The organism is Amycolatopsis sp. NPDC004368 (assembly GCF_053602515.1).
Genome location: NZ_JBSGDT010000030.1, coordinates 15383 through 32415, shown reverse-complemented (window position 1 = coordinate 32415; position 17033 = coordinate 15383). Strand labels below are relative to the sequence as shown.

Below are 17033 nucleotides of genomic sequence, written 5' to 3'. Positions count from 1 at the left end.
TGATAGTTGACACGGTTTGACATAAAGTCGTGCCTATGAAGCACTCTCAGACACCCCCGGACGGGGTTCCGTGGCTGGAGTTGCAGGTGATCCTCGATCGCGACGGCGCGTGGAGCGGGAACGCTCTGGCCGAGGCCACCGGCTACTCGAAGGAACACGTGAGCCGCCTCCGCAACGGCAAAGTTCCCGTCACCCCAACGGCTATCGCGAAGTTCGCGAAGCTGCTGAAGGTCCCCTACTCGGTGCTCGCCCCCTCGCCTCGCGACGGCGACGTCCGGCAGGTCGACGTGGACATCGAGGGAGGTGCAGCGGCGTGAGCAAGGCCTCTACTTCGGATGTCAACTACGAGGAGATCGACAAGCTCCCGCAGCTGGGCTTCTCGACTGCAGAGGCCGGCGTGATGCTCGGCAAAATTTCAGAGGCACGGGTTCGGCGCCTAATCCGTTCGGGCAAGCTCCGTGCCCGAAACACCGGCGGCGAACGCGGCAACCAGGGTTCCTACATCATCTCGAAGGCCGCGATCCTCGAGTTCCTCGCTGGCAGCGACGAGCCCCTCCAGAGCGCCTCGTGACGGCCGCCCCGCTCCACCCGCCCGTCGGGATCAAACCCACCGTCGCCGAGCTCGTGCTGCCGGTCGGCGCCGACCGGATGGCGTGGCTCGCGACGCGGCGGACTGGCCTTGGCGGCAGCGACGTATCGGCGCTGGTCGGCCTCAGCCACTACCGCTCCCCCTACGAGCTGTGGCTCGACAAGGCCGGCGACCTGCCGCTCGTCGACGACAGCCCGTCGGAGGCGGCGGAGATGGGCACTCTCCTTGAGCCCATCGTCCGCGACCGGTTCGCGCGCGTACACAACCTGACCGTCAGCCTCGCCGGCACCTACCGCTCTCGAGAGTGGCCGTGGATGCTCGCGAACCCGGACGGGATCTGCTCGGACGGCGCCGGGTACGAGGGCAAGACCTGCAGCCAGTGGGTCGCGCACGAGTGGAAGGACGGCCAGACCGCGGACCACGCGGAGCTGCAGGCGCAGTGGGGCATGGCGGTGACGGGTCTGCCCGCGTGGCACGTTGCCGTGCTTATCGGCGGCCAGCACAACGAGTACCGCCTGATCGAGCGCGACGACGAGCTGATCGAAGTGCTCGTCGATGTCTCGTGCCGGTTCTGGAAGGACCACGTGCTCGGCGGCGAACCGCCAGCGTGGGACGGCTCGGACGCGGCGACGAAGTACCTGCGCGAGCGGTACCCCGTGGCGGACGAGGAACGGATCGTCAACGTCGACGAGGACGAGCGCGACGAGATCGTCCGGCTCCACGAAAAGACGGCGGCTGCGGAAAAGGCCGCGAAGGCGGATGCGGACGCGGTGAAGAACCGCGTGCGTGGCCTGCTCGGCGACGCGGAACAGCTGATGTGCGGCGAAGCCGTGGTCGCGACGTGGGCCAACAGCGGCAAGTTCCTCGAGAAGCAGCTCCGCGCGGAGCACCCCGACCTCGCCGCCGAGTACACGCGCGCCGTCGCCGAAGACGTCCTCGACGTCGAGCGGCTCGCCGAGGAACACCCCGAGGTCTACACCGCGTGCCGCGCGCGGGTCCTCAAGTTCAAGAACTGACCAACCCGGAACCAGGGAGCACAGTCCTCATGGGAGCGAACCTCACCCGAAGGGTGCAGCAGAACACGAACGCGCCGGCCTCGACCGGCGAGAGCAGGCCCGCAACGATCAGCCAGCAGATCCAGCAGATGGAGCAGTCGTTCAAGCTCGCGATGCCGCGCGGCGCCGAGGCCACGCAGCTGATCCGCGATGCCCTCACGTGCCTGCGGATGACGCCGAAGCTGCAGCAGTGCGACCCGCAGACCGTGCTCGGCGCGCTGATGACGTGCGCGCAGCTCGGGCTCCGTCCCGGCGTGCTCGGGCACGCATGGCTGCTGCCGTTCTACGACAACCGGTCGAAGTCGCACAAAGCTCAGCTTGTCATCGGGTACCAGGGCCTCGTCGAGCTCGCGCACCGATCGGGGAGGATCAAGAGCCTGATCGCGCGGACGGTGTTCAGCAACGACACGTTCGAGGTCGAGTACGGGCTCGACGACAACCTGATCCACCGGCCCGCGCTCGGGCACCGCGGCGACCCGATCGCCTACTACGCCGTCGCGAAGTTCACCGAGGGTGGCCACGCGTTCCTCGTCATGACCCACGAGGAAATGGAAGACCACCGCGACCGCTACGCCATGGCCAAGAACCGTGATGGCCAGGTCGTTGGGCCATGGCGAGACCAGTTCGAGGGCATGGCGCACAAGACGTGTGTGCGGCAGCTTGCCAAGTGGATGCCGAAGTCGACCGACTACGCGTCGGCGATCGAGGCCGACGGCTCGGTCCGCGTCGACCTCACCCCGCAGCCGGACGCGCTGCTGCACGGCGAGCACCCGCGGCCTGACGACATCGACGGCGAGATCGTCGAGGACGAGCCCGTCGGCGCCGACGAGCCGGACAACTCGGTGCCGATGGCCACCCAGGCGCAGCTGACGAAGCTGCACACTCAGCTCAGCAAACTCGGCGTCGACGACCGCGAGAAGCCGCGGATCCTGGCTCTTCTGGCGAAGCGCGAGATCGCCTCGTCGAAGGACCTCACGAAGGAAGAGATCACTGGGATCATCGATCTGCTCGAGGAGATGCTCGGGCAGGACGACCCCGCCGGAGTGCTCCAGTCCACCTTGGCGCAGCTCAGCGAGGCGAACGTCTGATGGGCCGCGAGATCAAACGTGTGCCACTCGGCTTCGACTGGCCGCTGGACAAGGTCTGGTCCGGCTACTTCATGCCCGACCGCCTGACCGACGAGCAGCCCTGCCCGGCCGGCTGCCACCTCGGATACTCCGACCACGCCAAGAACCTCCAGGACCTGTGGTACGGCAATATCCCCTTCGACCCGGCCACCACCGGATCCACGTCGTTCACCGCCGACACGCCCGCAGTGCGCGCCTTCGCCGAACGCCAGATCACCCGCTCTCCCGAGTTCTACGGTCGCGGCGAGGACGCGATCGTCCGGGAGGCGCGCCGGCTCGCCGATCTGTTCAACGGCCAGTGGTCCCATCATCTCGATGACGATGATGTTGCTGCGCTGGTCCGGGCTGGCCGTCTACACGACTTCACCCACAGCTGGGTCGAGGGCGAGGGCTGGCAGCTGAAGAACCCGCCCGTCACGCCGACCGCCGCCGAGGTCAACGAATGGTCGCTGAGCGGCTTCGGCCACGACGGAATCAACTGCAGCGTCGTCATCCAAGCCCGATGTGAACGCGACGGCCAGCCGTACGGCTGCACCACATGCGACGGCCACGGCTCGCTCGAAGCGTTCAAGGGCCAGCGTGCCGAAGCCGAAGCGTGGGAGCGCACCGAGCCACCGACAGGTGACGGCTGGCAGCTGTGGGAGACCGTCTCCGAAGGCTCGCCGGTATCGCCGGTTTTCCCTGGCGCTGAAGCCTTGGCGCAGTGGCTCACCACTCCTGCAGGCGGTCGTGCAGCCGGCCCGTCGCGACGGCCGCTGACGATCGAGCAGGCGCGCGGATTCGTCAGCGCGGGCTGGGCACCGAGCGGCTTCATCAACGCTGGCGGTGTCCACGACGGCGCCACCTACGTTGGTACCGAACGTGCCCTCGGCGGTGATTGGTGAAGCCGCCGCTTGCCTACTTCGGTGGGAAGACACGGCTCGCTGACCAGATCGCGGCCGCGTTCCCTCCGCACGAGCACTACGTCGAGCCGTTCGCTGGGTCTCTCGCGGTGCTGCTGGCGAAGCCGAGGTCGCGCATGGAGACCGTGAACGATCTCGACGGCGATCTGATGACGTTCTGGCGCGTGCTGCGCGACCGCCCGGACGAGCTCGCGCGCGTCTGCATGCTCACCCCGCACTCTCGCGAGGAACACCTCGATGCATTCGATCGCCCCGACGACCTGGACGACATCGAGCGCGCTCGGCGCGTCTGGACCTACCTCACCCAGGGCCGAGCCGGCGTCCTGCGGAACACCGGCTGGCGCCACTACGTCGCTCCCAGCGGCTCGGCGACGTCGATGCCCGGCTACCTGGCGGGCTACGTCGAACGCATGGCCGCCGCGGCTGAGCGCCTGGCTGGCGTTTCGCTCGAGTGCCGACCAGCACTGGAGCTGATCGAGCGATACGGGCGAAGCTCGAGCTGCCTGCTCTACGTCGACCCTCCCTACCTAGGCAGCGCCCGCGTCTGGGGCAACAACTATCGACACGAGATGCGCGAAGAGGACCAGCACCGCGAGCTCGGCGCGGCGCTCCGCGACTGCGAAGCAACGGTGGTGCTCTCTGGCTACGACTCGCCGCTCTACGCCGAGCTGTTCGTCGGCTGGCACGTCACCCGCATCGAAACCACGACCGGGCAAGGCGGCAGCCGACAGGAGCGCACCGAGGTGCTGTGGTGCAACCGGCTGCCGCAGCCGACACTGTTCGCGCTCTCAGACTGCGGAGTGCCGGCGTGAACGCCGCGGAGACAGCGCCGGGCCGCGTCGCGCATGACCGTCGGCGGCTCACGGCACACGACGCGCGGGCCTGGCTGGTTGATTACCTGGCCGCGTGCCTACGCGACGCCGAGGCGCCCGAGGATGCCACCAGCGCCGCGGACCCGGCCACGTTGCGCACGGTCGTGGAGGACCTGTCGCACATGCTGCGCCGCTGGGATGTGACCGCGGACTGCGACCACAGTCCACACTGAACCGTTACACGTCGGGGGCGTCATCTCAGCTAAGTTGAGTTGACACGATTTGACATCTAGTGGACACAACCAGGAAGGCACCACGGGTGGGTAACAAGATCACGCGTTGGGCGCTGAGGCAGCAGGCAGGAGCAGCGCCAGCGAAAGCGGTGCTGCTCGTCCTCGCCGGTTACGCCGACCCCACCGGCCGCTGCGCCGACCTGCCCCTCGCCGACATCGCCGAAGCCTCCGAACTCTCCCGCAGCAGCGTGAAACGCGCGCTTGCAGCACTCGACAAGGCCAAGCTCATCGAGGTCACCGAGACGCACCACGACGACGGACGCCGATCGATCAACAAGTATCAGTTGTCGATCAAGCCCCCGGTTCAGAGTGAACCGGGCCCCCGGGTCACACAGACCCCTCCCCCGGTTCACAGTGAACCCGGCCCCCGGGTCACTGTGAACCGGTACGGGTCCACAGTGACCCGGCCACTGACCAGCGAAAACGAAAATGGGGGGGTCACAGTGAACCGGCCCTCCTCTTCTTTACCTCCTTCGGAGGTAGTGGTCCCGCGCGCGGGCGCGACACGCGCGCACACGCGTACGCACACACGCGACGCGCACGCGAGGACGGAAGAACCCACACCGCAGCGGCAACGCCTCGACGAACTCAACGACACCGCCGTACGTCCCGACACCCGACGGCTCATCGCCGCATGGCGAGCAGGCCACGCCACCCCCGTGACCGACAAGCTCGTCCGGCAGATGACCGACATCGTCGACAAGGCCGTGCGTTCCGGGCGCGACAGCGAATGCCTCGCCGCCGCGCTGCGCGAGTGGAATGCCCGCCCAGACTTGTTCTCGCCGAAGATGCTGGTGAACCTCTACGACGACGCGGTGTCCCGGAAGAACGCCGGGGAGCCTCTCGATCGCCCGCTCATCGACGACAACGGCCACCCCCGCATCGACCCGCAGCAGATTCCCGACGAGGCCCTCACCCGCGCAGTCGTCGACCGCGTCCTCGGGCCCGAATCCACCCAGCCGCCGATCTACCCGCCCGACGCTGACCACCCCCACGGGTACGACGATCCCGCCGAGATCGCCGCGCGCCGCGAGTTCTTCGCGGAGTGGGCCGCGGCCCGCCTCGCCGAACGTCGCCCGCTCGCCCGCCGCGCGCTGATCAAGGCCTGGAACCGCGAGGGCGCAGCATGAACGACCACCAACCACCCCAGGACATCGGCGCCGAACGGGACCTCCTCGGCGGCCTCATCCTCGCGCCGAAGGCCATCCCGTACGTGATCGACAAGCTCACGGCGGACGACTTCTACCAGCCGAAGCACGGCGCGATCTTCGATGCGATCGTGGCCGTGCACGACGCCGGCAATCGGCCCGACGTGGTCACGATCATCGAGTACCTCCGCGCAGGCAAGAACCTCGACCGCTGCGGTGGTGGCAACTACGTCTACGAGCTGTACCAGGGCGCCGTCACCGCCGCGAACATCGACTACTACGTCGAGATCATCACCGCGGCGGCCGCGCAGCGTCGCGCGATCGAGACCGCCGTCCGGATCCACGACTTCCTGCAACGCGACGTGCTCGCCGAAGACGTGCCGGATCTGCTGGAGCAGGCGCGCGGGATGCTCGACGAGGTCACGGCCAAGTACCGCGGTCGCCGCGACGACGAGGGCGAGTGGATCGGCGACCTCGCCGCCGCGACGCTCGCGCGGTACGCCGAGCCGCAGCCGCCGGCCGTCGCGACCGGTTTCCCGGACTTGGACGACCTCCTCGACGGCGGGTTGCGGCCGGGCACGTTCACCGTGATCGGGGCGCGCCCCTCGGTCGGGAAGTCGATCCTTGGCGAGCAGATCGCGCTGCAGGTCGTGCAGAACGAGGACCGCGGCGTGCTGTTCGCGTCGCTGGAGATGTCGCGCGCCGAGGTGATGGACCGGGCCTTCGCGCAGCTGGGCGGGATCGAGCTGTCGCACCTGACCCGGCACGAGCTCACGGACTACGACTGGCGGAAGGTTCGCGAGTGGACGGAGCGGCTGAAGCAGGTGCCGCTGCGGGTCGAGGACACGCCGCACTTGTCGATGTCGAAGCTGCGTGGCCTGGCGCGGGACCTCACCCGGCACCCCGCTGGCTGTGGCCTGGTGGTGGCGGACTACCTGCAGCTGATGACCTCGGGCAAGCGCGCCGAGTCCCGGCAGCTGGAGGTGTCGGAGTTCTCGCGGCAGCTGAAGTTGCTGGCGAAGGAGCTGCACTGCCCGGTGATCGCGCTGGCGCAGCTGAACCGCGCGGTCGAGGGCCGCTCCACGCCGCGGCCCGTGCTGTCGGATCTGCGCGAGTCCGGGTCGATCGAGCAGGACGCCGACAACGTGTGGTTCCTGTGGGACGACCCAGAGCTTCAGGGCGAGCGGCAGCTGACCGTGGCGAAGACACGGCAAGGCCGCACGGGCGAGGTGCGGCTGCAGTGGTCGCCGCACTACGCCCGCGCGAACTCGTTGCGGGCGGTGTGAGGTTTCGGCCCTGAGAGGGCCTGTGGCGGGTTGAAGGGTGCTTCTGGCCCCGTCGTGCGGTGCTGGTGGTGTTCGCGGTTGACGCGGCGCCACGGCCGCGCGGCGGGGCGTTTTTCGTGCAGTGCCTCGTCGGCCGTTCGGGGTAACTCGTCAACTCGCATCTTGTGAGTTGACACGGTTTGACATAAAGTGCGATACCACCAGGTAGCACGTACATCGCTGAACCACCCCTCCAACCAGGAGCAACGATCATGGGGACACCCGATCTCAGCCGCGCACCCGCGCACATCGAGCGCAAAATCCAGGCCACTCTCGTCGGCCGCTCCACCAGCCGCGGCGCCAAGCTCGTTGTCGCCGTCCACTACAGCCCCCGCGACCCGTTCGCGGTCGAGATGGAGTTCGACACCGCGACGCCCGTCCGGTGGGTCTTCGACCGCCGGCTCCTGATGCTCGGTCTCATCGGCTCCGTCGGCGACGGCGACGTCCACATCGAACGCACCGCCGACGATCGCCACGTCACGATCACGCTCCGATCGCCCGCCGGCCGCGCCGACCTCGACCTCCCGATCGACGCCGTGCGTGAGTTCCTCAACGCCTCGTACGCCGCCGTCCCGTTCGGCAGCGAGCACGTCGACGTCGACACCTGGATCGCCTGCATCCTCGACGGAGGCGACTGGTGATGGCCGGCAAAAGGCGCATGCCAGCGGCGCAGCTGCGTTCGCAGTTGGCGCGGTTCGCGACGTTCACCGAGCAACGCCGCGACGAGGACAACGCCATGGCGGAGACGAACAAGAGCAGCGAGTACCTCTACGGCTTTTACCGCGGCCGGGCGAGCGCGCACGCGCTTGCCTTGGCTTCGCTCTACGTCTGGACTGGCGGCGAGTTCGGTGAACTGCTGCCGGGTGAGACGTCGTGAAGAAGATCAGCCGCATCTTGAATCAGTCGATCGGCGACGGCCGCACTGAGGCAGAAAAACGCGAGGCGGAGTACCAGCGCGCTGAGGGCATGGTTGAGCCAGGTTCGTCGGTCCAGCGCCGCCGCGAGGAACGCGACGCGCAGAAGAGCGGGGACGACGAATGACCACCGCCGCCGACTCCCCGATCCTCGACGACCTCCGTGCCGCGATCACCGCTGGTGCCCGTGACCTCGTCGACCTGAGCCGCGCTGCGTGCGCCGCCGGCGTCCTACGCGGCGTCGTGCTGGAGCCGCACGCGGTTGTTGCGGCGCTCGGTGTCCTCGCCCGCCTCGGCGAGATCGAGTACACGCGCAAGCCGCGGCGCGGCGGCTACCAGCCCGCGCTTCACATCCGACGCCCCGACTGCCGCTGCCAGCCCGAGCACACCGGCACTGGATACCGCCACCGCGGCCCGCTCCCCCACGACTTCGCGCCCGCCGACGGGGACGACGTTGCCCCCGACGGCACCACCATCGAGATCCACCAGTAGCTCAGGAGATCACCATGTCCGAAATGCAGCCTCGGCCCGAGTCGTTCGAAGACCTCCCGGACCACGAGCGCCAGCCGATCACCATTGCCCGGATCAGTATCGACGAAACCGGGGCGCCGAAGGGCGTCCTGGCCGCCGCCGACTCGCTGTTCGCCGCCCTGCGCGCCGCATATGGCGCCGACCTCACCATCCAAACTCACGCCGGCGACATCACGGCCAACCGGCCTCGGGCGGGAGCAGAACAGCAGAAAGCCCTCGAGGAAGCCCAGGACTCTTGGGACCGACGCAATCGCGAGTTCGTCGCCGCGGACGAGCGAGCCAGGCTGCAGGTCGGCGACACATACTCTCCCGGCTACGTGGGCGCGACGTGCGAAAACGTTTACCACCTGCCGTGTTCTCTCCCGTACACCCACCAAGGCAAGCACATCAAAGTCGTCGACGACATCGTCACCGCGATCAGCGAGCGCTGATCGATGGTGCCCGAGAACCGAACCCGCACCGCGGAGCACCGGCCCGCGACGCGCCGGCGTCGTTTCAAGCACGACGACCTCGTCGCCGTGGACCTGTTCAGTGGCTTCGGTGGCCTCACGCGCGGCATCGAGATGGCCGGGTTCACGACGATCATGGCCGCGAACCACAATAGCTACAAGGTCGAGGTCCACGAGGCCAACCACCCGGACGCCGAGCACTGGATCGCGAACCTCGTCGACAAGGATTCCTCGGACTACCACTCCGCTCGCGACCTCCCGGCCGGAGACATCCTCGTAGCTGGCGTCAGCTGTGTGAACCACTCGCAGGCGAACACGCAGAAGGCCTACGAGCAGGGCATGAGCCTGTTCGACCTCGACGACCCTGAGTTCGACGCCCGAGTCACGCGGTCCGAACGCGACCGAGCGACGGCCAACTGCGTGCTCCACTACGCCGCCGAGCACCACCCGCGGCTCATCCTCGTCGAGTGCACCACCGAACTCACCTCGTGGGGCCCCGCGCTGCCCGGCCGGCCGAAGGTCGGCGACGGCTCGACCTACCGGTGGTGGCTCAGGATGTTCGAGGGTCTCGGCTACCGGCATCGTGTGCTGTACCTGAACTCGATGTTCTTCGGCGTGCCGCAGTCGCGGGACCGCTTGTACATCGCGTTTTGGGACAGGAAGCTGCCGACTCCGGATCTCGACCATCGGCCGGAGGCCTGGTGCGATCGCTGCTCCCGTGTGGTCGAGAGCGTGTGGTCGTGGCGCACGGGCGTCCCGGCGAGCGGTTCGGTGCGGTACGGCAAGCAGTACGACTACCGCTGCCCGTCCTGCCGCGGTCCGGTGATCCCGCCGATGACGCCGTCGCTCGCCGCGCTTGACTTGAGCAACCTCGGCACCCGCATCGGCGACAAGCCGGTCAAGACGTTCAAGGACGGGTTCACGGGGCCGCTCGCGAGGGCGACCATGGCGCGCGCCGAGCGCTGCCGCCAGCGGTTCGCCGAGTTCCCCGCGGTGCTGATGCCGGCCAAGGCCGTGCACGGCACCGAGAAGCACCCGTGGCAGCCGATGGCGACGCAGACCAGCCAGCAGGAGACCGCGATCCTGTCGACCGGTGCGCTGATCGGCGCGGCCGGAAACACCTACGAGCGGCCCGGTTCCGACTGTCGCAGCCGCGGCCTGGACCAGCCGCTGTGGGCGCAGACCGGCACGAACGGCACGGGCCTGGTCACCCCACCGGTCGCAGTCGCTACGGGCACCGTGATGGCGGCGCACCGGCACAACGGCGACGGGCAGCACATCACGCGGCCGATGGACACGGTGACCTCGACCCATGAGAAGGCCGTGCTGCTCGCGATCGACAACTACCAGGGCGCGCCGCGCAGTGCGGCCGACCCGCTGCCGACGCAGGTCGGCTCGGAAACCCTCGGCGTGGTGTCGGCCGGCATCGTGCCGTTCCGGCGAAACACCGTACCGACCGTGCACGGCGAGGCGATGCCGACCGTGACCTCGGACCAGATCCCCGGAATGCTCACGGCGACGGGCACGCTGTTCGCCGGCTGGTACAAGCAAAACGGGTCCGGCGCCGATGCGACCGCGCCGCACCCGCTGACCGATCCGCTCGGCACGCTCACCGCCCGCGACACCACTGCGCTCCTCGCCGGCGAGTGGCGGGCCGCGCTCGCTGACCTCACGCTCGAGGACTGCTACTTCCGCATGATGGCCGCCCACGAGATCGGCCGCGGTTGCGGCTTCGACGTCGACTTCCCCGGCTACCAGGGCAGCTTCATCGTGTGGGGCTCCGCGCGGGACCAGACCGACGGCTTCGGCAACGCCGTGTCTCCGAACGTCGGCGCCTGGATCGGCGCCCGGCTCCGCGAAATCCTCCACCGAGTCGAGAACGCAGCGTGAAAGGCAGCGCCATGACCATCGACCAGGCCGCTTCGGTTACCAGGCCACAGTCGCGCGCCGAGCTGGAGCAGCTCGTCGCGTCCGAGGCGTCGCGTCGGATGCTCGGCGCCGCGCCGCAGTCCCGCGAGGCGGCCGCCCGGGTGGAGTACGACGTCGCCCTGGCGGTCGCGTGGGCGGAGATCGAGCGCTTGCGGCACGAGCGCGATCACGCGATCGACGTCGTCCTGGAGGAGCTGGAGGAGGAAGCCGCTGGCGAGCCCGTGGCGGCGCGGCCATTCCCGCTCAGGCCCGACTTGCACGCGGCTCGGCTTCTCGCGCGGGCAGACGCGGTGTCGATGCTGCGAGAGCTGTACGCGGTCCTCCTCGAAGCGTTCGTCTGGGACGGTCAGCTCCATCCCCACGAGGAACTCGTCGCCGCGTACGTCAACGACATTGCGAATGCCGCCGCGCAGCAGAGCGCTCCGTCGGTGCTGTGGCCGGTCGCCGCGGAGTACCCAGCGGACGACGACCTCGCCGAGGTCCGCACGCTGCGGGACGACGTGGCGCGGCTCCTCGGCATTGGCCCGGGCGGTGACGGCACGATCCACCGCCTGGACGTGGTGGCGGCGCTTACTCGCTGTGTCGCGCTCGGCACGGTGGCCGGCGAGCGGACGTGGGAGCTGGGCGAGCTACGCCGCGAGGTCGCGCGGATTCTCGGCGAGATCGACGACATGCCGTGCCTGCACAGTGAGTGTCCGGGCCCGGTGGAGCCGTCGCCGAAGCCGCGGTGCTCGTTGTGCCACACGCGAATGGCGCTCAGGACGCTGCTCGCGAAGGACCCCAACCAGAGCTGGACAGTTGACACGGTTTGACATAAAGTGTGCCACATCGACATGACACGAGCTGGGCAGCAAAGCGAGGCCTCGCAGTGAGCGAACCGAAGAAGACGTGCCCCACGAAGAAGCGGCGCTATCGCAGCAAGGTCTCCGCTGACAAGACCCTCGCGCACATCTGGCGCAACCCGCGGCCAGGCCGTCGGCTCGAATCCCGCGCCTACCCCTGCATCGTCTGCCAGGGCTGGCACCTCACCTCGAAAGGCTGAGACCACAACATGGCCGAAACCACTACCCAGTCGGAGCGCCCCAACGGTTGGCAGACCGCGTTCGGGATTTCGATCCTCGGCGCGCTCGGGCGCCGTGACCGCCATGTCTACGGCGGCACCGCGAACTCGAGCAAGGTCGCCCGCCGGCGCGCGAAGAACCGCGTTGCCCGCGCCAGCCGGAAGGCCAACCGCCGATGAGCACCCGAAACCAGCTGCCCGGCGGATCCGAGACGGGCGGGAACTAGTGAGCGACCAGACCAAGCCGAGTCCGCGCGAGAAGGCTATCGCCGACATCTGCGCCCGGACTGGCAAGACCCGCGAGCAGGCCGTCGCGTTCCTCGACCTCGCGCGGTCGGCGTTCGCCCGGCGCGGATGGGCCGAGGGCGAGTCGCTCAACCAGGACCAGATCGGTGAGCGCCTGGCCACCTTCATGGGAGCCAAGCCCGACGAGGAGAACCGCGATGTCTGACCAGACTGCCACCCTGCACGACGCGATCGCGATTGGGATCAACCGTGGCTTGCACGACCTCGGCGCCGACATCCACGGCTGCACACCGCCGATGCTCACCGGCCACGTGATCCAGCAGCTCCGCGTCTCAGGGCTTCACCCGTCGTCTCCGGTTCCTTCACCCGCTGAGGGCGGGAATGCCAGCGAGCGACCAAACGCGGGCCAGCACGGCGACCTCTACGCCGAATCGACGGACACCGTCTACGTCCACGACTCCGTCACCGGCTACTGGACCGGCTTCGCGCGCACCGACGGCGAAGACCTCGACCAGGAGAAGCTGCCCGACGACGCGGTGCCACTGCACGGGCACCGCGACGAGGACGCGCGCCAGCACCTTCGGAACGTCGGCGCACAGCGCGACGTCGAGAAGCGCCGCGCCGACACTGCAGAGGCGGCAGAGCGCATCGCGTCGATGCAGCGCGACCGCATCGCCGCCGAGCGTGACGAGGCCCTGGCGAAGCTCGACGAGATCCGCGACGCGGTCGCCGAGGTCCTCGTCGACGCGGGCGACCACTACCAGGACAACGACGACTGCATCGAAGGATGCCCCGCCTGCGCGCTGGCCAACGTCCGCAAGATCGTCAACCCGGGGGCCACCCGTGGCTGACACCGATGCCCGGCTGTTCGAGCTGTTCGACCAGCACTGCAAGGACTCGATGGGCCATGAGCTGAGCCCCGAGTTCTGGGAGCTGAGAGGCCACCGAGTGACGTCACCGGTAGAGCCATGTGACCAGTGCGGCCAGAAGGTGTTCCTGTTCCTCGCTCGCGGTTGGGAGCAGCCGCGCTGGCTCACTCTCGGGGAGCTGCGTGACGCCGACACCCTCTTCCCGTACGCCACCACCCGGTGGCACCGGTGCGGCGATGGCGAGTCCTGGTCGGTCGAGGCTGCCCTGTTCGTTGAGTCCGCCATGCGCGAGTGGGCGGTGACTCGGTGAGCGTGTGCGAGGGCTGCCGTGGCGGCGGCGACAACTGGGACTGCATGGGGGAGAACGACCCCGAGACCTGCAACTGCGAGAACTGCACCGGCAACCCGAACTGCCCGGAGTGTGGTGGAGAGGACGACGACCAGTGAGCATCGAGAACCGCCAGGCGCATGCGGACTACTGCGCGCGTGCCGACAACCACGACGGCGCATGCGAGGCCCCCGACTGGTACCCCCGCCAGGAAGACGGCGAACCGCGCGTGCCCGAGATCCGATGGATTCCGAACATCGGCGCTTACGCGAAGGTTGGGGGTGCCTGGTATTCCCTGGAGGTCGACATGTCCAGGCCGCTGACCCTGCCCGCCGACGCCGTCCAGCTCGCCCCGGTCGGCGAGGACCCCCGAATCACTGAGGCCCGCGCTGTCGTGGCGATTTTCGATGGGCTGGAGTTGTACCCACAGCCGAAGTACGACGAGCGGTTCCGCAACGCGCTGAAAGCGCTCGGCGACCTCCGCGCCATCCTCGACTGCGCCCCGGCCCGCTGCGCCCGCGAGATCCGCGAAGCACTGAGCGATCCGAACCGCTGCGACTACGAGGTGTTCCCCTGCGGACTGCCGGGTGGCCATGAGGGAGGCCACCGGACTATCGCCAGCGTCCGGGGCGTAACGAACCTCGACAGCGCCCCGGCCCGCGAAGAGCGGTCACTCATCCTCGGCCCGCCTGACTTCTGTGAGAAGTGCGGGCAGCAGATGTGCACCCCCGGCGGGATTCCGATCGACGAGTGCCCGTGCGCGGCCCGCGTGGACCGTGCTCGTGCCGCACGCGAGGAGGCTAGCCAGCAGGCGTCGTGCGGACGCGCGGACGCCGACTGCGGGCAGCGTGGCGGATCGGCTCACTGCGGAGGATGCCGTGGCTGACACCGACCGACGCATCCCGCTGGCCCTGATCCCAACACGGCAGCCGATCACTGTCGTCGCGGCCCTCGTGAAGCTGCTGGGCGCCGTGCTCGTCGGCACGGACGCGGCCATGGCGCCGGGCAACAGCGCCGACGTCGCGTCCACGCTGCTGTCAGGCGACACCGACCCGAACGTTCTGGCCGGCCGCCTCTACGCCGCCGCACAGGTGCTGGGCGCGGATCTGAGCGACAGCGAAGCCGCCCTGATCGACCACGCCGCCGACGCCTCCGGCGAGACGATCGACGACGCCGTGCAGAGCCCGACGTTGACCATCGGCCACCAAACCGCAAGCGACGACGGCGCAGTCGACATCACGTTCGGCGTCGAGGAGGGCGAGGCAGCTGCGAACCTGGCGCACCACGTGCTCGCCGCGTTCATGCCGCTCGCCGAACGCATGGGCGTCGAGAACTACCTGGAATACGAAGGCGTCGACCGTTCGACCGGCCGCCGCGCACTGCTCACGTTCCACGTTCCCGGCGGCAAGCGCCCCTCGCTGCTGCACCAGGAGGCGGCAGCCGAGCGGGACCAGATGCAGTCGCGCGTCGCCGCGGCGCTCGCAGTTTGCGACGCCGGCGAGCACCAGGCCACGCGCTGGGAACAGCCGTTCCCTATCCCGGCGTGGGTGACCGACGTTCGCGCGGCCCTGGTCGGCGACCAGACCACTGAGGAGGCGTGATGGGCAACTGCCGACCCCGTCGCCCGAAGCACAATCTCGCGCTGCTCGAGGCGATCCACGCGAACCACGTGACGTGCGTCCGCGACGAGGATCTCGCGCCCACCTACACGTCGAGCGACCCGCGCCACGAGATCAGCCGTAGCGACCACGAGCAGATCCAGCGGTTCGTGCTACGCGGACTCGTCGCGTACTCGCACCAGTGGCCGGCCAACTTCGGCAGCGGAAAGTTGCACCTCACCCCGGCCGGTGAGCACGAGCTCGCCGACCTGCGCCGCCACCGCCAACTCCTCGCCGCCGCCCTCCCGCGCGCCGCGAAGAAAACCGCCTGAGGAGACACCGATGGCCCAGAACAGCAAGATCGAATGGACCGACACCACTTGGAATCCCGTCACCGGGTGCACGAAAGTGTCGCCGGGCTGCGAGCACTGCTATGCCGAGACCCTGCACGAGCGGTTCAACGGCAAGGGCAGCTTCGCGACGGTGACGCTGCACCCAAACCGGCTCGACCTGCCGCTGCGGTGGAAGAAGCCGCGCCGCGTGTTCGTGAACTCGATGAGCGACCTGTTCCACAAGGACATCCCGGACGAGTTCATCGCGATGGTCTTCGCGGCCATGGCGCTCGCGCCGCAGCACACGTTCCAGGTGCTGACGAAGCGGCACGCGCGGATGCGCAGTCTTCTCAGCGACCCGTGGTTCTTCGAGGGCGTGCTTCCGCACGCGGTCGACCAGCTCTCCACGAGCGATTACGAGTTCCGATATCCGCTGCGGAACGTGTGGCTCGGCGTGTCCACCGAAGACCAGAAGTGGGCGGACATCCGTATCCCGGCGCTGCTCGACACGCCGGCCGCCGTTCGGTGGATCTCCGCCGAGCCGCTGCTCGGGTCGATCGACCTAACGAAGTGGATGCCGCCTGTCTCGCCGATGGACCCGGCGGTCGCGCCGAAGACGTGGGCCGAATGGACCTGGCCCGGCTGGGTCCCGGACGGCATTCGTCGGCCGGTCGAGGAGTTCTGGATGGAGCGGTGGGGTCGCGGGCCGCACACCTGGATGAGGGACATGCACGAGCAGGGGGCTCCCGCGTTCGGCGCGACGGTCACGCTCGACGACGGCTTCGGTCCCAACCCGTCGAAAACCTCCGGTCGGTTTGTCCACGCCTGGAACAACATCGGCCGCATCGTGCACGACGACGGCACGTTCTCGTACACCTCGTTCGGGCCGCGCGACGTGCGCGAGAACCAGCAACTCAACTGGGTTGTGGCCGGCGGCGAGTCCGGCCGGCGGGCCCGTCCCATGCACCCGTCGTGGGCGCGTTCGCTCCGCGACCAGTGCGCGAGCGCTGGCGTGCCCTTTCTCTTCAAGCAGTGGGGCGAGTGGGGGCTTGAGCCGAGAATCGACGTCCGCGGCCGCTACGACTGGAAGACCACCAACGTGACCGTCGCCGACGACGGCACGGTCTACCAGCCCGGAGACCTCGCATACCCAGACGGCCCGCGCTACGGCGAAGCCGTCCGCGCCGACCACAACCACGCACATCTGACCGGCATGTACCGCGTCGGCAAGACCAAGGCCGGGCGCGAACTCGACGACCGCACCTGGGACGAATACCCGCTCGGGATGGCGCGATGACCACGCACCGAACCGTCGCCGAGGCCACGGCGCTGCTGGCCCAGATGTTCCGTGCGATGGCCGCGGACATCGACTCGATCCCGCTGCCCATGCTCAACCAGGCCGTCGAGATCCTCCCCGCCGGCAGCCCCGAATTCGACCGCGCGCTCGCCGAACTCCTCGGACGCGGCGGCCTCACCCCGACCCACAACGACGTCGTCTCCGGCGACTGAGCCCGACACAGAAGGGG

General features: G+C 68.7%; 27 protein-coding genes. All 27 read left to right on the top strand.

The window, feature by feature from the left end; all coding sequences use genetic code 11:
- Window positions 1-35 precede the first annotated feature (35 nt).
- The 27 genes from ACWEOE_RS31875 (at window position 36) to ACWEOE_RS31745 (ending at window position 17016) form a co-directional block, all read left to right on the top strand.
- A complete protein-coding gene (locus ACWEOE_RS31875) occupies window positions 36-317 on the top strand; it encodes a helix-turn-helix domain-containing protein (RefSeq protein ID WP_452015705.1) in 282 nt (93 codons plus the stop codon).
- Window positions 314-571, top strand: a complete 258-nt coding sequence (locus ACWEOE_RS31870) for a helix-turn-helix domain-containing protein (protein ID WP_452015703.1) — start codon at window positions 314-316, stop codon at window positions 569-571. Before ACWEOE_RS31875 ends, ACWEOE_RS31870 begins: the two co-directional genes overlap by 4 nt.
- The gene (locus ACWEOE_RS31865) at window positions 568-1605 is read left to right on the top strand and encodes a YqaJ viral recombinase family nuclease (RefSeq protein ID WP_452015701.1); all 1038 of its coding nucleotides are present in this window, start codon (window positions 568-570) and stop codon (window positions 1603-1605) included. The genes ACWEOE_RS31870 and ACWEOE_RS31865 overlap by 4 nt, the downstream gene beginning before the upstream one ends.
- 29 nt (window positions 1606-1634) lie before the next feature.
- Window positions 1635-2732 (top strand): recombination protein RecT, encoded by a 1098-nt coding sequence (gene recT / locus ACWEOE_RS31860; RefSeq protein WP_452015699.1) that lies wholly within the window; start codon window positions 1635-1637, stop codon window positions 2730-2732.
- Window positions 2732-3655 carry a hypothetical protein gene (locus ACWEOE_RS31855; protein WP_452015697.1) on the top strand — a complete coding sequence of 308 codons (924 nt, stop codon included), beginning with the start codon at window positions 2732-2734 and terminating at the stop codon, window positions 3653-3655. Before recT ends, ACWEOE_RS31855 begins: the two co-directional genes overlap by 1 nt.
- Window positions 3652-4485 (top strand): DNA adenine methylase, encoded by an 834-nt coding sequence (locus ACWEOE_RS31850; protein WP_452015810.1) that lies wholly within the window; start codon window positions 3652-3654, stop codon window positions 4483-4485. The genes ACWEOE_RS31855 and ACWEOE_RS31850 overlap by 4 nt, the downstream gene beginning before the upstream one ends.
- Window positions 4482-4718: a hypothetical protein gene (locus tag ACWEOE_RS31845; protein ID WP_452015695.1), complete on the top strand. Its 237-nt coding sequence runs from the start codon at window positions 4482-4484 to the stop codon at window positions 4716-4718. The genes ACWEOE_RS31850 and ACWEOE_RS31845 overlap by 4 nt, the downstream gene beginning before the upstream one ends.
- Window positions 4719-4804: 86 nt before the next feature.
- On the top strand, window positions 4805-5908 hold the full coding sequence (locus ACWEOE_RS31840; protein ID WP_452015693.1) for a helix-turn-helix domain-containing protein: 1104 nt from the start codon (window positions 4805-4807) through the stop codon (window positions 5906-5908).
- A complete protein-coding gene (locus tag ACWEOE_RS31835; protein ID WP_452015691.1) occupies window positions 5905-7212 on the top strand; it encodes a replicative DNA helicase in 1308 nt (435 codons plus the stop codon). Before ACWEOE_RS31840 ends, ACWEOE_RS31835 begins: the two co-directional genes overlap by 4 nt.
- A 251-nt stretch (window positions 7213-7463) precedes the next feature.
- Window positions 7464-7892: an SsgA family sporulation/cell division regulator gene (locus ACWEOE_RS31830; RefSeq protein ID WP_452015689.1), complete on the top strand. Its 429-nt coding sequence runs from the start codon at window positions 7464-7466 to the stop codon at window positions 7890-7892.
- Window positions 7892-8128: a hypothetical protein gene (locus ACWEOE_RS31825; RefSeq protein ID WP_452015687.1), complete on the top strand. Its 237-nt coding sequence runs from the start codon at window positions 7892-7894 to the stop codon at window positions 8126-8128. Before ACWEOE_RS31830 ends, ACWEOE_RS31825 begins: the two co-directional genes overlap by 1 nt.
- A complete protein-coding gene (locus ACWEOE_RS31820; protein ID WP_452015685.1) occupies window positions 8125-8292 on the top strand; it encodes a hypothetical protein in 168 nt (55 codons plus the stop codon). Before ACWEOE_RS31825 ends, ACWEOE_RS31820 begins: the two co-directional genes overlap by 4 nt.
- Window positions 8289-8657, top strand: a complete 369-nt coding sequence (locus tag ACWEOE_RS31815) for a hypothetical protein (protein WP_452015683.1) — start codon at window positions 8289-8291, stop codon at window positions 8655-8657. Before ACWEOE_RS31820 ends, ACWEOE_RS31815 begins: the two co-directional genes overlap by 4 nt.
- 14 nt (window positions 8658-8671) lie before the next feature.
- Entirely contained in the window at window positions 8672-9127 is a 456-nt protein-coding gene (locus ACWEOE_RS31810) for a DUF7432 family protein (protein ID WP_452015681.1), read from the top strand.
- Window positions 9128-9130: 3 nt separating this feature from the next.
- A complete protein-coding gene (locus tag ACWEOE_RS31805) occupies window positions 9131-11035 on the top strand; it encodes a DNA cytosine methyltransferase (RefSeq protein WP_452015679.1) in 1905 nt (634 codons plus the stop codon).
- An 11-nt stretch (window positions 11036-11046) separates the two neighbouring features.
- Window positions 11047-11886 carry a hypothetical protein gene (locus ACWEOE_RS31800; RefSeq protein ID WP_452015677.1) on the top strand — a complete coding sequence of 280 codons (840 nt, stop codon included), beginning with the start codon at window positions 11047-11049 and terminating at the stop codon, window positions 11884-11886.
- 56 nt (window positions 11887-11942) lie between these two features.
- Window positions 11943-12116 (top strand): hypothetical protein, encoded by a 174-nt coding sequence (locus tag ACWEOE_RS31795; RefSeq protein WP_452015675.1) that lies wholly within the window; start codon window positions 11943-11945, stop codon window positions 12114-12116.
- Between the two features lie 9 nt (window positions 12117-12125).
- The gene (locus tag ACWEOE_RS31790) at window positions 12126-12314 is read left to right on the top strand and encodes a hypothetical protein (protein WP_452015673.1); all 189 of its coding nucleotides are present in this window, start codon (window positions 12126-12128) and stop codon (window positions 12312-12314) included.
- A 46-nt stretch (window positions 12315-12360) separates the two neighbouring features.
- A complete protein-coding gene (locus ACWEOE_RS31785) occupies window positions 12361-12585 on the top strand; it encodes a hypothetical protein (protein WP_452015671.1) in 225 nt (74 codons plus the stop codon).
- On the top strand, window positions 12578-13231 hold the full coding sequence (locus ACWEOE_RS31780; protein WP_452015669.1) for a hypothetical protein: 654 nt from the start codon (window positions 12578-12580) through the stop codon (window positions 13229-13231). Before ACWEOE_RS31785 ends, ACWEOE_RS31780 begins: the two co-directional genes overlap by 8 nt.
- Window positions 13224-13559, top strand: a complete 336-nt coding sequence (locus ACWEOE_RS31775; protein ID WP_452015667.1) for a hypothetical protein — start codon at window positions 13224-13226, stop codon at window positions 13557-13559. The genes ACWEOE_RS31780 and ACWEOE_RS31775 overlap by 8 nt, the downstream gene beginning before the upstream one ends.
- The gene (locus tag ACWEOE_RS31770; RefSeq protein WP_452015665.1) at window positions 13556-13696 is read left to right on the top strand and encodes a hypothetical protein; all 141 of its coding nucleotides are present in this window, start codon (window positions 13556-13558) and stop codon (window positions 13694-13696) included. The genes ACWEOE_RS31775 and ACWEOE_RS31770 overlap by 4 nt, the downstream gene beginning before the upstream one ends.
- Window positions 13693-14463 (top strand): hypothetical protein, encoded by a 771-nt coding sequence (locus ACWEOE_RS31765; protein WP_452015663.1) that lies wholly within the window; start codon window positions 13693-13695, stop codon window positions 14461-14463. The genes ACWEOE_RS31770 and ACWEOE_RS31765 overlap by 4 nt, the downstream gene beginning before the upstream one ends.
- On the top strand, window positions 14456-15178 hold the full coding sequence (locus ACWEOE_RS31760) for a hypothetical protein (RefSeq protein WP_452015661.1): 723 nt from the start codon (window positions 14456-14458) through the stop codon (window positions 15176-15178). The genes ACWEOE_RS31765 and ACWEOE_RS31760 overlap by 8 nt, the downstream gene beginning before the upstream one ends.
- Window positions 15178-15507, top strand: a complete 330-nt coding sequence (locus tag ACWEOE_RS31755; RefSeq protein WP_452015659.1) for a hypothetical protein — start codon at window positions 15178-15180, stop codon at window positions 15505-15507. Before ACWEOE_RS31760 ends, ACWEOE_RS31755 begins: the two co-directional genes overlap by 1 nt.
- Before the next feature lie 10 nt (window positions 15508-15517).
- Window positions 15518-16804: a DUF5131 family protein gene (locus tag ACWEOE_RS31750; RefSeq protein ID WP_452015657.1), complete on the top strand. Its 1287-nt coding sequence runs from the start codon at window positions 15518-15520 to the stop codon at window positions 16802-16804.
- Window positions 16801-17016, top strand: a complete 216-nt coding sequence (locus ACWEOE_RS31745; protein WP_452015655.1) for a hypothetical protein — start codon at window positions 16801-16803, stop codon at window positions 17014-17016. Before ACWEOE_RS31750 ends, ACWEOE_RS31745 begins: the two co-directional genes overlap by 4 nt.
- Window positions 17017-17033: the final 17 nt, after the last annotated feature.

What these genes read in the sequence shown, in the direction of transcription:
- ACWEOE_RS31875 (WP_452015705.1), top strand. Translation starts at nt 36, where the DNA reads ATGAAGCACTCTCAGACACCCCCGGACGGGGTTCCGTGGCTGGAGTTG.
- recT (WP_452015699.1), top strand. Translation starts at nt 1,635, where the DNA reads ATGGGAGCGAACCTCACCCGAAGGGTGCAGCAGAACACGAACGCGCCG.
- ACWEOE_RS31855 (WP_452015697.1), top strand. Translation starts at nt 2,732, where the DNA reads ATGGGCCGCGAGATCAAACGTGTGCCACTCGGCTTCGACTGGCCGCTG.
- ACWEOE_RS31835 (WP_452015691.1), top strand. Translation starts at nt 5,905, where the DNA reads ATGAACGACCACCAACCACCCCAGGACATCGGCGCCGAACGGGACCTC.
- ACWEOE_RS31830 (WP_452015689.1), top strand. Translation starts at nt 7,464, where the DNA reads ATGGGGACACCCGATCTCAGCCGCGCACCCGCGCACATCGAGCGCAAA.
- ACWEOE_RS31825 (WP_452015687.1), top strand. Translation starts at nt 7,892, where the DNA reads ATGGCCGGCAAAAGGCGCATGCCAGCGGCGCAGCTGCGTTCGCAGTTG.
- ACWEOE_RS31815 (WP_452015683.1), top strand. Translation starts at nt 8,289, where the DNA reads ATGACCACCGCCGCCGACTCCCCGATCCTCGACGACCTCCGTGCCGCG.
- ACWEOE_RS31810 (WP_452015681.1), top strand. Translation starts at nt 8,672, where the DNA reads ATGTCCGAAATGCAGCCTCGGCCCGAGTCGTTCGAAGACCTCCCGGAC.
- ACWEOE_RS31805 (WP_452015679.1), top strand. Translation starts at nt 9,131, where the DNA reads ATGGTGCCCGAGAACCGAACCCGCACCGCGGAGCACCGGCCCGCGACG.
- ACWEOE_RS31800 (WP_452015677.1), top strand. Translation starts at nt 11,047, where the DNA reads ATGACCATCGACCAGGCCGCTTCGGTTACCAGGCCACAGTCGCGCGCC.
- ACWEOE_RS31790 (WP_452015673.1), top strand. Translation starts at nt 12,126, where the DNA reads ATGGCCGAAACCACTACCCAGTCGGAGCGCCCCAACGGTTGGCAGACC.
- ACWEOE_RS31780 (WP_452015669.1), top strand. Translation starts at nt 12,578, where the DNA reads ATGTCTGACCAGACTGCCACCCTGCACGACGCGATCGCGATTGGGATC.
- ACWEOE_RS31755 (WP_452015659.1), top strand. Translation starts at nt 15,178, where the DNA reads ATGGGCAACTGCCGACCCCGTCGCCCGAAGCACAATCTCGCGCTGCTC.
- ACWEOE_RS31750 (WP_452015657.1), top strand. Translation starts at nt 15,518, where the DNA reads ATGGCCCAGAACAGCAAGATCGAATGGACCGACACCACTTGGAATCCC.
- ACWEOE_RS31745 (WP_452015655.1), top strand. Translation starts at nt 16,801, where the DNA reads ATGACCACGCACCGAACCGTCGCCGAGGCCACGGCGCTGCTGGCCCAG.